The organism is Flavisolibacter ginsengiterrae DSM 18136, assembly GCF_059568575.1.
In genome coordinates this window covers 25,743-42,296 of record NZ_JCANTR010000004.1, presented here as the reverse complement: position 1 = coordinate 42,296, position 16,554 = coordinate 25,743, and the positions used below count along the sequence as shown (strand labels likewise).

The 16,554-nt window shown below is 41.5% G+C and carries 13 protein-coding genes; 10 read left to right on the top strand and 3 right to left on the bottom strand.

The annotated features are described in order from the left end of the window. The first annotated feature begins 88 nt into the window (after positions 1–88). The 10 genes from BP74_RS05645 to BP74_RS05600 all read left to right on the top strand — a co-directional run bounded on the left by BP74_RS05645 (position 89) and on the right by BP74_RS05600 (position 14,537). A complete protein-coding gene (locus tag BP74_RS05645) occupies positions 89–385 on the top strand; it encodes a helix-turn-helix domain-containing protein (protein ID WP_496371937.1) in 297 nt (98 codons plus the stop codon). Further along, complete coding sequence (locus BP74_RS05640; RefSeq protein WP_496371935.1) at positions 385–3,018, top strand: type I restriction-modification system subunit M; 2,634 nt, start codon at positions 385–387, stop codon at positions 3,016–3,018. The genes BP74_RS05645 and BP74_RS05640 overlap by 1 nt, the downstream gene beginning before the upstream one ends. After that, positions 3,011–4,216 carry a restriction endonuclease subunit S gene (locus tag BP74_RS05635; RefSeq protein ID WP_496371933.1) on the top strand — a complete coding sequence of 402 codons (1,206 nt, stop codon included), beginning with the start codon at positions 3,011–3,013 and terminating at the stop codon, positions 4,214–4,216. Before BP74_RS05640 ends, BP74_RS05635 begins: the two co-directional genes overlap by 8 nt. A 10-nt stretch (positions 4,217–4,226) precedes the next feature. Continuing rightward, positions 4,227–4,841 carry a hypothetical protein gene (locus tag BP74_RS05630; RefSeq protein WP_496371931.1) on the top strand — a complete coding sequence of 205 codons (615 nt, stop codon included), beginning with the start codon at positions 4,227–4,229 and terminating at the stop codon, positions 4,839–4,841. A gap of 18 nt (positions 4,842–4,859) precedes the next feature. Beyond that, entirely contained in the window at positions 4,860–6,704 is a 1,845-nt protein-coding gene (locus tag BP74_RS05625) for a GmrSD restriction endonuclease domain-containing protein (protein WP_496371929.1), read from the top strand. A 2-nt stretch (positions 6,705–6,706) separates the two neighbouring features. Beyond that, complete coding sequence (locus BP74_RS05620; RefSeq protein ID WP_496371927.1) at positions 6,707–8,338, top strand: RNA/DNA-binding domain-containing protein; 1,632 nt, start codon at positions 6,707–6,709, stop codon at positions 8,336–8,338. Beyond that, on the top strand, positions 8,331–11,582 hold the full coding sequence (locus tag BP74_RS05615) for a type I restriction endonuclease subunit R (protein ID WP_496371925.1): 3,252 nt from the start codon (positions 8,331–8,333) through the stop codon (positions 11,580–11,582). The genes BP74_RS05620 and BP74_RS05615 overlap by 8 nt, the downstream gene beginning before the upstream one ends. Further along, entirely contained in the window at positions 11,582–12,265 is a 684-nt protein-coding gene (locus BP74_RS05610) for a M48 family metallopeptidase (RefSeq protein ID WP_496371923.1), read from the top strand. The genes BP74_RS05615 and BP74_RS05610 overlap by 1 nt, the downstream gene beginning before the upstream one ends. Before the next feature lie 911 nt (positions 12,266–13,176). After that, positions 13,177–14,046 carry a hypothetical protein gene (locus BP74_RS05605; RefSeq protein WP_496371921.1) on the top strand — a complete coding sequence of 290 codons (870 nt, stop codon included), beginning with the start codon at positions 13,177–13,179 and terminating at the stop codon, positions 14,044–14,046. Between the two features lie 215 nt (positions 14,047–14,261). Continuing rightward, on the top strand, positions 14,262–14,537 hold the full coding sequence (locus BP74_RS05600; protein ID WP_496371919.1) for a DUF6876 family protein: 276 nt from the start codon (positions 14,262–14,264) through the stop codon (positions 14,535–14,537). Between the two features lie 642 nt (positions 14,538–15,179). Here the strand turns inward: BP74_RS05600 and BP74_RS05595 are convergent. From BP74_RS05595 to BP74_RS05585, 3 genes are all read right to left on the bottom strand, one after another. Further along, positions 15,180–15,401 (bottom strand): hypothetical protein, encoded by a 222-nt coding sequence (locus BP74_RS05595; protein WP_496371917.1) that lies wholly within the window; start codon positions 15,399–15,401, stop codon positions 15,180–15,182. Beyond that, positions 15,394–15,654, bottom strand: coding sequence for a hypothetical protein (locus BP74_RS05590; protein ID WP_496371915.1), 261 nt, complete (start codon positions 15,652–15,654; stop codon positions 15,394–15,396). Before BP74_RS05590 ends, BP74_RS05595 begins: the two co-directional genes overlap by 8 nt. A gap of 67 nt (positions 15,655–15,721) precedes the next feature. Beyond that, positions 15,722–16,525: a hypothetical protein gene (locus BP74_RS05585; RefSeq protein WP_496371913.1), complete on the bottom strand. Its 804-nt coding sequence runs from the start codon at positions 16,523–16,525 to the stop codon at positions 15,722–15,724. Positions 16,526–16,554: the final 29 nt, after the last annotated feature.

The following is a 16,554-nucleotide window of genomic DNA, read 5'->3' as shown; positions in this document are numbered from 1 at the left end:
CTTTTTTATGCACACTCTTACCTTCCTTACCCTTTAATTTCTTGTTTTTGATTGTTCTTGTTTACATTTGACCTAATCTGACAAGTCAATGATGAACAATTCTCAAAGCTTTGGTAACAAACTCCGTGAATTGCGGGAAACACAGGGCTTGCTCTTGAGGCAGGTGGCTGCAACACTCGAAGTGGACACTGCGTTTTTGAGTAAGGTGGAAAGAGATGAAAAACAACTAAGGCAGGAGCATATTATTAAGCTGGCGGCGTTGTTTGGTGTAAAAGAAGATGATCTTCATACGCATTGGTTGTCGGATAAAATACTGGACCTGGTGAAGAATGAAACAACGGCTGAACAGAGCCTTAAACTAACGCTTAAACGATTAAAGAATTAATGGCTAAGAAAAAGATATCCCTCAAATACCTGGAAACATTTCTTGAGAACACTTGTGAAGACCTCCGTGGTAACATGGATGCCTCGGAGTTTAAGGAATACATCATCGCCATGCTTTTCCTTAAAAGGGTGAATGACCAGTTTGATGTGGAACGGGAACACCGATCAGATGATCTTGCAAAGAGATACCAATTAGGGGAGCCTGAAATAGAAATTGCTTTGGAAGAAAACACCAAAGTGTACAGTTACTTCATTCCAAAGGAAGCCAGGTGGGAAAACATCCGATACCTGCAGGAAGAAATTGGCGACAAATTGAATGTTGCCCTGTGGGCAATTGAAGATCACAACTTGGATAAACTGGACGGTGTTCTTAAAGCCATCAACTTCAACAGGAGTATAGGTAAGAATAACAAGCGTATCACCGATGAAGACCTTCGGGAACTGATCAGGAACTTTAACCGCATCAGTTTACGGGATGAAAACCTGGAGTTTCCTGACCTGATGGGTGCGGCTTATGAAATCCTAATAAAATACTTTGCCGATAGTGCAGGCAAAAAAGGCGGCGAGTTTTACACGCCAAACGAAGTGGTAAAACTGTTGGTAAACATCCTGGAGCCTGCTGTGGATGCGGAGATTTATGATCCAACGGTGGGTAGTGGCGGCATGCTGATAGAAAGCAAAAAATATGTAGAAAGCCGTTACGGTACGGCGAGAAGGCTTTCATTATTTGGTCAGGAGAAGAACGGTACTACCTGGAGCCTTTGTAAAATGAACATGTTGTTCCATGGCATTTACAATGCTGACATTACCAATGCTGATACCCTGAATGATCCTGAGCACAAAGAAAACGGTGAGCTCAAACCTTTTGATATCGTTATTGCCAATCCGCCGTTCTCTCAAAACTATAATTGGGATGACCTAAAATATAAAGAGCGTTTCCATTACCGCATGCCCACCAAGGGCAAAGCAGACTTTATGTTTGTGCAGCACATGGTGGCAGTGCTAAAGAACAATGGACGTATGGCGGTTATCATGCCGCATGGTGTGTTGTTCCGTGGTGGCGAAGAGAGAAATCTGCGAAAATGGTTGATTGATCGTGGCTACCTGGAAGCCGTTGTCAGTTTACCACCTGCATTATTCTACGGTACCGGTATTGGTGCAGCCGTATTGGTCATTAACAAAGCCGGTGCTCACGAAAGAGAGCAGGTGCTCTTTATTAATGCCGACAGGGAGTACAAAGAAGGGAAAGTACAAAACAAGTTGCGTCCTGAGGATATTGAAAAGATTTCTTTCGTTTACCGCAACAAAAAAGAACTGCCTAAATACAGCAGGCTTATTGGTAAAGCGGAACTGGAAGAACAGGAGTACAACCTGAATATTCGCCGGTATGTTGACAATGCCCCGCCTGCTGAACCACATGATGTGCATGCACATTTACATGGTGGCATCCCTATGAGTGAAATTGAAAGCCTGCAAACTACTTTCAATTGTTATCCGGGTATCGAGAAGAAGTTGTTCGAAGGACTGAAGCCGGGATATGCAAAGTTCCTGAACGATATAAAGACGAAAGAAAACATCAAAACCATTTTGCGGGATAGTGTTGAAGTGAAGGAGACGATGGACCGTTATACTGGTTTGTTAAATGCGTGGTGGCAGCAGATACTACCAAGAGTAGAAGGACTGCCCGACACCAAAAACATTTTTGAACTCAATAAAGACTTCTCCGTAACATTTGCTGAAGCCATTGGTGCCGTACAGCAAGACAGGCAATCTGTTTTGGATCCTTACCAAAGCCGTGGTGCTTTTGCTGCTTACTGGAATGAATTGAATACTGATTTAAAAAGCGTAGCCGCCAGTGGGTGGAATGCAGAGCTGATACCCGACGATGAAATACTGGAAAGCCAGTTCCCCGAAGTATTGCAGGAGCTTAGAGAAAATGAAGCCCGCCGGGATGAAATAGAAGCCTTGTTTAAGGAAGTAAACGAACTGGAAGAAGGCGTGTGGAATGAAGAAGAGTATGAGGTATTTCCTTCCGATGAATTAAAGGAAGTCCAGAATATCATCAGCGAGACCAAAGCTCAATTGACCGAACACACCAGGGAAATGAAGAACCTGGACAAAAGGTATAATGCTGCTGTAAAGATCATTTTGAAAGATTACTCCCGTGCAGAACAGAAGGAGAAAAAAGCCGCTTTTGAAAAACGGGAGAAAGGTGCCCATCCTGAACTGGATGAATTGCTGGAATTAAGAGCCCAATCTCTTTACCATGTGTACGAACTAACGGAGAAGTTTGAAGCGGAATACAAGCGGATAAAAAAACACATGGACCTTGCCGCCGAGCTGAAAGCCTGCAAGAAAATAATCAGCGATATACGAAAGCGTAAAGAAGTATTGGTGGACCAGGCAAGGGCATTGATAAAACCCGAAGAAGCCAAACGGCTGATTGTTGCCAGGTGGCACAGAACCTTGCATGCAACAGTAAACGATTACCTGCAGGCACATTTACGAAACCTGCAACATGCAGTGGAAAATCTATGGGACAAGTATACAGTTGCTCTGACTTCAATCGTGAATGACAGGAAAAAGGAAACAGAGTTGTTGGATACTTATTTAGTTGAATTGGGATATGTATAAAAAGGTAAAAGAAATCGCAGACATATATTACGGAAGGGATTACAAGAAAAACCCTAAAGGGGAAGGCATACCAATATATGGAACTGGAGGTTTAATGGGCTATACAAGTATTCCATTAAATATAGGACCTGCTATATTATCTGGAAGGAAAGGTTCTATAAACAACCCGCAATATATTGAAGGCGAGTTTTGGAATGTTGATACTATTTTTTGCATTAAGCCGAAACATGGGTATCATGCCAAATGGCTTTATTACAATTTTCTTAATAGTGATTTAAGCGCTTTGAATGAGGCAACTGGAGTTCCGAGTGTTACTTCTAAATCTCTTTATAATCTTCGCTTCAAATATTTTGAATATCCGCAGCAAAGCAAGATTGCTGAGGTAATCAGCCAGATAGATAATGTTATAGAAAAAACCCAGCAAGCCATTGCAAAATACAAATGCATTAAGCAAGGCATGCTGCACGATTTGTTTACCCGTGGCATTGGTGCAGATGGCAAACTTCGTCCAACAGTGCAACAAGCACCTGAGTTGTACAAGCCTTCCGCTTTGGGCATGATACCGAAGGAATGGGAAGTAAATGAACTGCAGCACTATTTGAGTTATATTTCTTACGGGTTTACCAATCCAATGCCAACTACAGAAGATGGTCCTTTCATGGTGACGGCTGCTAACATTAATGATGGAATAATCCAACTAACTACTTGCCGTAGAACTTCACAAAAGGCGTTTGATACACTTCTGACAAACAAAAGCAAACCGATTTATAACGATATTCTGCTTACTAAGGATGGAACGTTAGGTAGACTGGCGATTGTTGAAACAAATAATATTTGCATCAATCAATCGGTTGCAGTCCTAAGACCAAAAAGCAATGTAAATCCGTATTACCTTAAAACGCTTTTGGAGACTAGAGATTATCAGAAGAAGATGCTTGATGATGCAGGAGGTTCAACGATCAAGCATATCTATATTACTGTTGTAGATAAGATGCTTATTGGTGTGCCAATTGACCTAGAAGAACAGTCTTTGATATTTCAGATGGTTATAAATATTGAAAAAGCGATGCAACAAGAAGAAGAATATCTGGGTAAGTTGATGTCCTTGAAGCAAGGCTTAATGGCTGATTTATTAACCGGTAAAAAAGAAGTAATAATCAATGAGGAGTTGGTGAGTGAGAAGGCAATGATGGTATAAAAAAGTTACAATGCCCCTAACTGCAATGCAATTGTTTGCTCAATTCAATGTTCCCTATGCAGGTACTGCACCATGGGGCACTCGCTTTGCAGAACCACGCCAGGGTATCTACATCGTTTCCACGTCATCTGATCCTGCACTTAATTCCGGCATCCTGCCTGCATGCACCATTTCGCAAACAGCGTTTACAACCTGGCTAACACATGCACCCGCTATGCAGGTGAATAAGTTGCCGGCAACTTTCATAATGGTGCAGGCAGCGCTAAATCGTTACTGGCATGCCACAGAAAGCATTTTATACATCGGTAAAGCAGATCAGCCCATAGCTGCCAGGGTAAACAATTTCTACAGGCACCAGTTGGGAAAAGATAGTCCCCATGGTGGTGGTCAGTGGATAAAAGCATTAAGCAACCTGCCACAGCTTTTTGTGCATTATGCTGTGTGTACAAATGCCCCTTTCATAGAATTCCAGATGCTGAAGTTTTTTGCTGAACACACTTCAGGTCTTCCGTTTCATTCCATAGCACAACCAGGCAATCACATTCCTTTTGCCAACAGGGAAATAAAGCACGAAGGTTATTGCTGCAGAAAGAAACATGGATTTACAAAAGCATGTTCAGCATAGAAGTTAAACCAAACTAACATGAAAGTTTTTGAACAGGAACTGAATATTGAACTACTAATACAATACGCTGAGCAGGAAAAGCTTTGGCTGCCTGAGTTTCAACGTCCGTTTGTGTGGGATAAAACGCAGATACGTTTATTAATTGATAGTCTTTATCACAATTACACCATCAGTAGCATTCTGTTGTGGGAAGGTGGGGATGAGTTGGCAAGAAGGAGAGTTGGAGGAAGCATAAAGGAAATCAAAGTACCGGAGGACAAACCTGAAACGGTTATCTACTTATTGGATGGTCAGCAACGTACCACAGCTCTAACCTTGGCTTTTACTAATAAGGCAATATACCATGGTAGTAATATCAAAAAAAAAGAATTATTAAATATTTATTGGGATAGTGAATATAAAGGAGATGATCCTGAATTAAGATGGGTGTTAGATGATGAACAAATTTTTTCACCTGATGATGCCGAAGAGCACATCTATTTAAGAGACCTTACTCAGGAAGAAATCTTTCAGAAGTTCGGGGTTCGGTTTGTAAAGCTGAAACATGCCTACAACTGGAAAGACAATTCAACTGCTGTATTGCCTCAGATGAACAACGACCCGGCTTTGTTTGTGCAATACATGAACAAGATCAATGATCTTCAAAAGAATATTCTCAACCGGAAAGTGTACGACATTGAACAACAAGGCTCCTTAGAGCAAGTGCTGGAGGTGTTTGAGCGGATTAATACAAGGAATACCAAGTTGAGCATCTTCGATATAATGGTTGCAAAAACTTATCGAAAAATTGGAGACCGGTACTTTGACCTACGCAGCTATTTATCACTAATTAATTATGAAGGTTCTGTAAAACAAGATTATTTCCAAAATCTGGATGACATTGATCTTAATGGTGTGGGGTTGAAGGTGGAAGAGGGAGATATGTTATTCCTGGTAATGATTATGCTGAAGAAGGAATTCAGGGCTTCCGGAATTTTAAAAATCAAAACAGATGAACTGATTACAAATACAAAACCTTTACACGATAAATTCAACTACTTGCTTGGTTTGTTGAGGCAACAGTTTTTAATTGAGAAGGAAGAGTTCTTTAAATACCAGCCCATCATGAAATTTTTAGCGGCAGCGGTAGTCCACTTCCCGAAAATCAATTTACAGGAGCAAGAATTTTTAAAAAGGTGGTTTTGGAACACGTTATTAAAAAACCGTTATCCGGGTGCTCAAAACGAAAGAATTGCCAAGGACTTTAAATACATACAGGAACACACATTGCCTGAAGCTTTGGAGAAGATGGTACTGGAAAATACCCGTGACTTTTCTTACATAGAAAGAGCAAAGGCAGATGAACCGGCTTACTTTGAAGCCTATTACAGTAATAAGACACAGCAATTGTATAGAAGCATGGTCTTGTTATTAAAGTCTCGTGGTGTAAAAGATTTTTATAGTGGTTTAGAGCCTGTGAAATCCGGGACATCTGCTCATTTCCTGGAGGAGCATCATATATTTCCTAAGAACTCTAAAGTTGGAAAAGACATACAGGTAAAGTATGAAAACCATCGTTATAACGACATCATCAACAATATTGCTAATATCGCCTTGCTTACGAAAGAGACCAATAATGCAAGGATAAAGGCTAAAAATCCCTCACAATACATATTACAGTTCGAGAAAGAATACAGTGATGCTGGCAAGCAGCAAGAGTTCATTGCTATAATGCAAACGCAGTTCATTACAGCGGCAATGATTGACTTATTGAAAGCAGATGACTTTGAAGGCTTTTTAAAAGCAAGAACCGACGAGATTTTGAAGGAGATCAACAAGCTGTGTGATATAAAAATTCTTCAACCAAATTCTGCAACTCCATAATAATGTCACTACCCGTAAACATAGAAGATCTTTTAGCCGGTACCATTGTGGAAGGCGAACGAATGGAGTTCAAACAAGGTTGGAACCCTGGACCCATCATGCGTACCGTTTGTGCATTTGCCAACGACTTTGAGAACCTGGGCAGTGGCTATGTAATTGTTGGTGTGGAGGAAGTAGATGGAAAGCCAAAACGACCGGTACTTGGGTTCAATCCTGACCAGTTTGAAAAGGTGCAAAAGGAAATGGTGGGCTATGCCAATGTAATGAAGCCGCCATACTTCCCCAGACTATTCCTGGAGCCGGTAGATGGAAAGCATGTGCTGGTAATTTGGGTACCAGCCGGCAGCAATCGTCCTTACGAGGTGCCTAGAGAAGTGGGTGCAAAAGATAAAGAGTATGCTTATTACATCCGGCAGTACTCAAGTTCTGTAATGGCTAACCGGGAACAGAAACAGGAGCTTATTAACCTCACTGCCAATATTCCATACGATGACAGGGTGAACCACCACGCCACTATAGATGACATTGACTTTCTGAAAGTGCGGTCCTTTTTAAAAGAAGTGAAGAGCCGTTTATACGAAGAGAGTGCAGCCATGGCACCTGCTGAAGTTTACAGGCAACTGAACCTCGTGGAAGGAGCAAACGAACACTTATTTCCAAAGCATGTTGCCTTGCTCATGTTTGGGCAGGACACACAAAAGTTTTTCCCTTATGCAAGAATTGAGGTAGTGGAATTTCCTGATGGTTTAGATAAACCCTTCATTGAAAGACCTCCCTACACCGGTCCCATTCAGCAACAGCTTCGCAGTGTTTTAGATTATTTAAAGAGTAACGTTATACAGGAAAAAGTAGTAAAGGTTTCGGGTCAGGCAGAAGCCGACAGGGTGTACAACTATCCTTATGAAGTATTAGAAGAAGCTTTAGCCAATGCTGTTTACCACCGTAATTATGAACTAACCGAACCCATTGAAGTTAGAATTCATATTGATAAAATTGAGATCATCAGCTATGGTGGTCCGGATCCATCTATCCGGATTGCTGATTTCAGCAAGGGTATAATAAGAGCCCGGCGGTACCGGAACCGGCGAATAGGTGAGTTCTTAAAGGAGCTTCGGCTAACCGAAGGCAGAGGTACCGGCATCCCCACTATAAAAGCCCGGTTGGATGAAAATGGCTCTCCGGCTCCTTCCTTTGACACAGACGGAGAAGATCGCCGGTACTTTCTGATAGAAATACCGGTTCATCCTGCCTTTCTTAGACTAAGTAGAGACCAAGTAGAGACCAAGCTGGAGGAACTAAAATCGGATGGTTTTCAGGCACTTGCGGCTTTTGTAAATAAGCTTGAAGATGGCGAATGGGACCAAGTGAGAGACCAAGTCGGGACCATGTTAGGGACCATGTTGCCGGCAAACTCCCTAAAGGCGATAGCTATACTGGAGGATGAGAAGAAAAGAGAGGAAATCCTGTCGGCAATTGGGCTTACGAACAAATCCACAAATTTCAAGAAATACGTTCAACCGCTTATGGAAGCAGGCTGGATAGAAATGACCATTCCGGATAAACCTAAAAGTGCTCTTCAAAAGTACCGGCTCACCAGGCAGGGGCATAAAATAAAATCAATTCTCCATGGCTAAATACGTTAATGTAGAAAAACCATTCTTAGATAAGCTGAGACAATTAGACTGGCAGGTAATTGACCAGGGGCAGGGCATTCCACAGGATGCTTCAAAAAGCCTTCGGTCAAACTTCAAAGAAGTAACCCTGGAGCAGGAATTCAAGAAAGCAATAAAGAAAATCAACGTTACTGCTGATGGCAGGGAATGGTTAACCGCTAACCAACTGGACCAGGTATATCGTGAAGTAATATCAACTACAGCAAAGGATCTTTTAGAAACAAATAAGACCATCTACAGGCTACTGGTGAAAGGGACACGGATGGAAAGAAATGAACTGACAGGGGAGGATAATCCAATGGTTCGGCTGGTGGATTTCAAAAATTGGAAAGCGAATAGTTTTATAGCGATTAATCAATTTCGATTACTTACACCCGGTGGTCCAAGGGAAGGTATTATCCCTGACATAGTATGTTTTGTAAATGGTTTACCATGGATCGTTATTGAATGTAAATATTTAGAAGTTGCCGAGCCTTTAAGTGAAGCTTTTATTCAGGTGGGCAGATACGCAAACACAAGAGACGACGATTATGGTATTAAAGAAGGCGAAGAACGACTGTTTCATTTCAATGCCTTTAGTGTTATTACCCATGGCAAAGAGGCGAGGTTTGGTACCATCAGTGCCGATTTTGATTACTATTTTAACTGGGTGGATATTTTTCCCGAAGAATACCTAACGTTTCCGGTAAAGCCAAATGAAGAAAGACAGGAAGTGCTGATCCATGGTATGTTCAATAAAGAAATATTATTGGACGTAATGAAGCATTTCACATTGTTCATGGAAATAAAAAAAGGTGTTGAGGTAAAAGCAATTTGCAGGTATCAGCAATACAGGGCGGTAGGTAAAATAATAAAGAGCCTACGACAAGGTACAACAGGCAAAGACAGAAGTGGGGTTGTATGGCACACCCAGGGTTCAGGAAAAAGTTTGACGATGGTCTTTTTAATCAGGAAGCTGAGAAGCTGCGATGACTTAAAAGACTTCAAAGTGATCATGGTTGTTGACAGGACAGATTTGGAAGATCAATTATCGGAAACTGCAGCCTTAACTGGTGAGCCGGTGCGAATAATAGATAAACGAAGAGACTTAGTGGAGCTATCTGATAATACCGGCGATTTAAACATGGTAATGATCCATAAGTTCCTGGACGAAAACAATGTGTCTGCACAGTCATTAATAGATGCCGGTGTGGTACCTAAGTTTAAACCTTTCGATGTAGTAAATGATAGTGACCGTGTACTAATATTAATTGATGAAGCACATAGAACACAAGGTGGGGACATGGGTGATAATTTGTTCGTTGCTTTCAAAAATGCAACAAGGATAGGCTTTACTGGAACGCCATTACTCACTGAACGGCATGAGGTAAAAACACATGAGCGTTTTGGTCCTTTTATTGATTTTTACAAGATGGATAGCGCTGTAAAGGACAGGGCTACAGTAGAAATTGTTTATATCGGCAAAACTGCCAAAGTTAATCTCCAGGACAAAGAGGTATTTGATGCCACGTTTGAAGATGTATTTAGGCAAAGAACAGAAGAAGAAAAGCTGGAGATACAAAGAAGATACGGAACCTTCTTGGCATACCTTGAAAGTAAAGACAGGGTTGCTAAAATAGCCACTGACATTATTGATCATTACAGCAAAGAGATTTTACCAAATGGCTTCAAGGCACAAGTAGTTGCATCTTCTATTATCGCCGCAGTGCGTTATAAATATGAGTTGGAAGAAGCGATAAAAAAGAAACTGGAACAGTTGCAAGCCTTACCTGAAAACGAGCAGGATAAGGATTTAATTGAACAACTGCAGTTTCTTAAAGTTGCATCTGTTGTAACAAAGATGGATAATAATGAACCGGGCTATATCAGTAAAGCGAGGAGAGAAGCAATTGAATTTGGTGCAATTGACAACTTCAAAAAAGATTTTGACCTCACGAAAGAAGAAGGACAATATAAAAAGCCTGAAACGGGCTATGGAATTTTATGTGTTTGTGATAGATTGATTACCGGTTTTGATGCTCCTGTAGAGCAGGTGATGTATTTGGATAAAAACCTTAGAGAACACGATCTTTTACAGGCAATTGCAAGAGTGAACAGAACAAAGAAGGGTAAGAAGCATGGAATAGTGGTGGACTATTTCGGTATCACAAAAAACCTGAAAGAGGCTCTGGCTATCTATACAGAGAAGGATGAAGAGAAATTACAGGACTTTTTAACTTTCTTTCGGGATATCAATAAAGAAATACCAGTTCTGGAAGCGAGGTATAAGCGACTGATTGATTTATTTAAAGATTATGGTATCGTAGAGATTGAAGATTTTGTAAACCAAAGAATGACTGATGATGCCAAAGAGTTTGAAGTTGCTGAAAGGTGCATAGAGCAGGCAGAAGATGTGAAGTTTAGAGCAGAATTTGATACCTATTTGAAAAGCTTTTTTGACAGCCTTGATCTTCTTTTCAATGTGCATGAAGTGCAGGCAAATTACTGGGTTCCGGCAAAAAGGTTTGGCTATCTGATATGGCGTATCCGAAACAGGTATAAGGATGATACTTTGGATTTAAAATGGGCGAGCGAAAAGGTGCGGAAACTTATTGACAAGCACCTGCAATCAATTGGCATAACAGAAGTTATTTCCCAGATATCAATTCTGTCCGACGAATTTCCTAAGAAGGTTGACGAGTTAAACCGGACACCAAAGTCAAAGGCTTCAGAAATGGAGCATGCTATTCGCTGGCATATTAAAGTAAACTTAGACAAGGATCCCGGATTGTATACCAGGATGAAGGACAGGTTAGAAAGTATTTTAAAACAGCATGAAGGAAATTGGGAAGCTCAAATAAATGAGTTTGAAAATCTGAGAACTGAGATGGCTCAGGGAAGAAACGACAATGCCTCAGACATACCTGTCAAGGAAGCACCTTTCTTTGATATCATAGCTGGTGCTGCAGAAGCTAATTGGGAAGATGCAAACGACCGGGATGCATTGAAGAAACTCACATCGGATATCGTAAACGTCATTTGCGAAGCAATTGAAATAAATAACTTCTGGGACAAACCATCTGATGTAAAACAGGTAACGGGGGTAATTGAGGATGAAATAAATTACTCAAGGATAAAAGGACTGAAAGGTAAACACGAAATGCTTGCAGCGGAGTTAATGAAGCTTGCACGTAAAAGAGAGATTGATTTAAAACGTGGATATTAATGAAGATTGGAGACTTAGATATTGAAGTTAAAAGGTCTTCGAGAAGAAAGACGTTAAGCATCTTCGTTGAGAGGGATGGATCGGTCACAGTCTTAGCCCCGGAAACCATTAGCGATGCAAGAATTGAAGAAGCGGTTTTATCTAAAGATTATTTGCTGTACAAAAAGTTAGCGAAGTGGAAGGAGTTAAATAAAGGAAAGGTTGAAAGGTCATACGTTAATGGTCAATCATTCTTATACCTTGGAAGGAATTACCGTTTGAATATTGTGGAGGACCAGGCGGAGCCCCTGATGCTTAAAAATGGATATTTGAACATTAGAAGAAAAGATCTGGCTAACGCTGATAAACATTTTATACAACTCTACAAAGAGAAAGGCTTACCTAAAGTGCAGGAAAGACTAAAATTGTATCAGAAGAAACTAAAAGTTCAGCCAAAGTCAGTTAAGATACAGGAGTTAAAGAACAGATGGGCATCATGTACAATAGGAGGTAGTATAAACTTACATTGGAAGGCAATTATGGCTCCGGTAGCTGTGTTGGATTATATCATCGTACATGAATTAGTGCATCTGATACATCCAAATCATTCACCTGAATTTTGGAATGAATTGGATAAAGTAATGCCTGACTACCGGGTGCATGAAGCCTGGCTAAAAAGTTATGGTGTGAAAATGACCTTATAGGCTGCAGCCTCCGGTAGCTAAGCCAACTCACAAAACCTTGATATTAGCCACCTACGGCTTCCCACAGCAAGAGCCATTTCGTTCCTTATGGCACTTGCTTTTTGCCAACGCTTCTTTTCAGCTTCAGAATAAATCCAGGCATTAGGATTTCTCACATCAACGATGCCCACGCTGCAAGGTAAAGCGGTGTTCCTCATGCCTATTCGGCAAAGCAGATGCGCCAAACCAGTGCAGCAGCAGCAATACGTCTGTTTAAAGCACTTTTATGGTATTGCTGCACCTACACTGCCCTACGGGTGCTTCGCTACGCTTCGCAGTTTGTCACACTGCTTGTAGCTCATACGGCATTCGTCACGGCAGCTCCTGTGTCCTTCATGCCACCTTATTCATTTCGTCCTTTGTTCCGCTCCATTACACCACGTTCGTAGCCCGACCATTTGCTGCAAGGAATGGCACACTACCTTGACCACAAAACCTAAACACAAGTGATGCACATACCTTTTCGCAAGCCACGCTACAATACTCACTGGGTTCCATTCCACTCCACTACGTCCTACATTCATTTCGGTCGCATTAAGTCCACCCGCTGCCAATAATTTTGCTCGCCTTGCGTACCACCGTCTGCGTTACGGGGCTGCACTGACACAAACCTTTGCTCATGCACTGACCCACACACAAAGCCTTGAAGTGCATGTCACGTTCCGCCCCTTCACTGTGCGTCCATCGTTCCCTTCGGTCACTTTACTGTCCGCCCCAGCCGGTGGTGCTCGCAGCCACCTCCGTTCGTACCTCTCTCCGGTGTCTTTGACGGCTCGCTACGCTGCCACGCTACAGCCCCTGTTACTCCCAGGGGCGGCTAACCCTTCTTTTTGCCGCAGGCGCTTTTACCTTTGCCCTCCACAATCGCAAGTATGAACGAAATTAAAATTCAACTCTTGTATGGTTCCGAGTTCTGGAATAAGTTGAGAGAGTTATGTACAAATGCAAAGTCTCGTGCAATTTTTGCATCTGCTTATATCAAACTTGCAACAGTAAATGAGTATAGAAACCTCCTGCAATCTACTGTTACTCATTACTTAATTTGCAGGGATGATAACAACAGCAGGGATTTTCCCGCTACCAAACTCATTAAAGTCAATTCAAGATATTTTCATGGGAAAATTTACTTAATTGACAATGTGGTCATTATAGGTTCTCAAAACTTAAATAATGCGAACAAAGAAGGAGAATTTAATGTGATGTTTGAGCTAACGAATGATGATGCTTCTACGATGTTTTATCAATCACTCATTAAAATTATTGAAGATGATCCTATATCGGCAGAACCAGTTAATCCAGACTTTCTTGGATTATATGACGTAAAAAGTCAATGTCCTTTTTGTTCAAATGAGTTTTCTGACCCAGGCGACATTCACACTTGCCCAGGCTATGGTGGTGGTAGTGGTTTTGTATCAGATTACGATTGCGAAGGTTATGGCGGCGAAGGAGCATGTCAATGGTGTTTTACAGAAAATAGGGAACCTATTCCCGAAGCATTAGTTTGTGACGATAGTGGTTGTGGTTTTGGTATCAATACTGTTGATTATACTCTTATGTACCACGCAATTAACCCACCCGAAGGTGAAAAGAAAAGGAAAGCACTTGAGTTTTTACGGCTATTCAATTTTATACATCGTTCATTAAGGTCGGATACGGTGGCTTTCTTCAAATCTATCGGCTTGCTTGGTCGAGTATACAAAACGTCGCTAGTAAGGGATAGTATTTCTGTTTATTTGTCTTGATGTAATCCTAATTCTGTTCAATAAAAAAAGTGCAGCAAGTTAGGCGGCTACCACAGTCCCTAACTATGCCTGCAAAGAAATTCCGCCATAAACACAAAACCTACCGCACAAAGCCTTCTTTTATTGCGTTGCTTCTTTGCAGCCAGCCTCACCGCCTGATGTAGATGCTTTCTTTTTTTCTCTTTTTTCTTTTAAAAATTAAACTTTTTAATGAGATGAAGAATGCAAATCACTACTTCGGAAGCAACATGGGTTCAGAAAACTTTTACCGCCACAAGCTTACTAAAATCTTATACACCGACGGAGTAAAAGAAATGGCTGAAGGCTGCGGAGCTTATTGGTTGATTGATCTGATCATCAGCCACCAAACCAATAAAGCAGTAAGGGTAGAACCTTTTCAGGTGTGGGATCTGAATAGAGTTGAAGATGACCGGTTCAAAATTGTTTGCAACGATGGAAATGGTAAAGACATCACAAGTCAGGAAATTTAGTTCAGCGATTTCCCCTATGATCTTGCTACCATCTGGTTGGTTGATGGCTGCCTGATGCTGCCGAAAGAATACTAAACAAGGAAAGCAGTCAGAAAATGGCTGCTTTTACATTCTACCACACTCGGTAAACAATACAACTTTTGCCTGATGTGTTTTTTATGCAGCAAAGTTAGCTCCGGCAGCTTACCGCACTTACCCGACAAAAAGAAACCAAAAGACTACGGCATAAACACAAGACCCTTCACACAGAGCCATCTTTTATTCCGTTTCCTTTTGGTTCTTTTAATGCCTTCGCTGAGAGATGCATATAAAAAATCACATTATGCAAAAGCAGCTTCGTATCATCACCAGTCGTCATTTGGCAGTTTGTTCATTCAGCAGTTCTACATTCCCGGTGCCTTGCGTTCTTCCGTATGTTTTCGGTAGGCACTTCGGCAGGCGTCCAGTTTATTACCGGTATTCAGGTACTCGTGTTTTTCACATGGGGTCCAGTGGTTGGTTCATCCACTGTTTTCCGTCTGGTCGTCGTCAGCTTGCAGCATTGCCCTTTTAGGGCTTTGCTGTTTTATCCTGACTGACCTTCATCCGCAACATGACTGCTACCTAAAAGCTACATGATTGCACATTAAGACAAAAACAGTGCTATTCACCTTCAACTGTAGCCTGACTGACTGCACCGATAACACCACCTGCAACAGCGAGATAACCTGCAACTGTTATTACAGCAGCTGGTAATGAAACAGGTGCAGTTAAGATTGCAGTGGATACAGCAGTGATGATTAGACCAATGTTTCTAAGCTTTTTGAAAAAGCCTGGTGTTGGTGCAGACAATCTTTCTTGCAATGATAATTTTTGGTTACTCATAGGACTTGTTTTTATTGGTTAAAAGTTCAATTACATCCATTCTCTTTTCCAGGTAAGCTACTCGCTGGTTCAGCAGATCATGACTGCTTTTAAATTCTGTTTTTATTAGTTGGGTAGTTGTCTTTACTTCAATGATGTCTTTTTCCATTTTGCGGAAGTCGCTATGGAGTTGCCGAATAAAGTAAGCAACCACAGACAGCAGAAGGCTGATGACGGTACCGAAGACAATATTTATTTCATTCATTGCTTCCATAGGTCTTGAATTAAAAAGGCTCAGGTGAGCAGCCCGAGCCTTGGATACTGAAACATCACAACCTTAATTAAAAGGCATCCACAATCTTCAGGCAATTATCACTTGCAAACTGGTAGTAATTGGCTCCAACTTTCTGATAAAATTCAATTCCCACAGCTTGTAATACTGTTACATCTGCCGGCATTGCACCTGGAGTGGTCAGGGTAGAAGTAACGGTTGTTGCAGGAGTGGCTGCAGTCAGATCCAGGTAACCACTGTAAGCAACATCGGACAATTCATTGAATGTTGGCTGGGTCGGTTCATAGGTGCTGGTTGTACTGTTAAATGCAAAATCAGATACAACAGCCAATGCATTAACTAACCTGTAGTGGGTTGCACCAGGAGGAGCGATGATGAGGCTCATAGGATCAAAGCCAGCCACCACTAAATCTGCTGTATCTCTCGCCACCGGATGTGTGACTGAATACGGAGCAGAAAATATACTATTCAGGCTAAGGCTTTTATCAAAGTCTAAACCATTGATGTAAGTACGTTGTGTTGAGATTTCGATTGCACGATATCCCCTGGCTTCAGTTTGATCCTCCAGGTTTATCTTTTTCATGATGGAAGTGAGACGACCAGTAAGTTGACTATCGGACATCTTAGAAAGCAATTGTGCGAAACCGTTTCTTACGCTTTTACCTGCTTTAGCTGATCCGCCAAATTCGTTCATGTTTTCACGGGTTCTTTCAAATTCAGGAGCAGTGTAAACCTGTTCTGCGGTAGGACCACCCACCATCCCAGCGAAATAGCCTTCCTGTCCTTTGATTTTGAAGTGTCGGATATCGCCAATGGTACCCACATATTTAATTACACCTTTTTGCTTTGCCATAGTTTGGATTTTTAGTTTTTGTTCTAAGG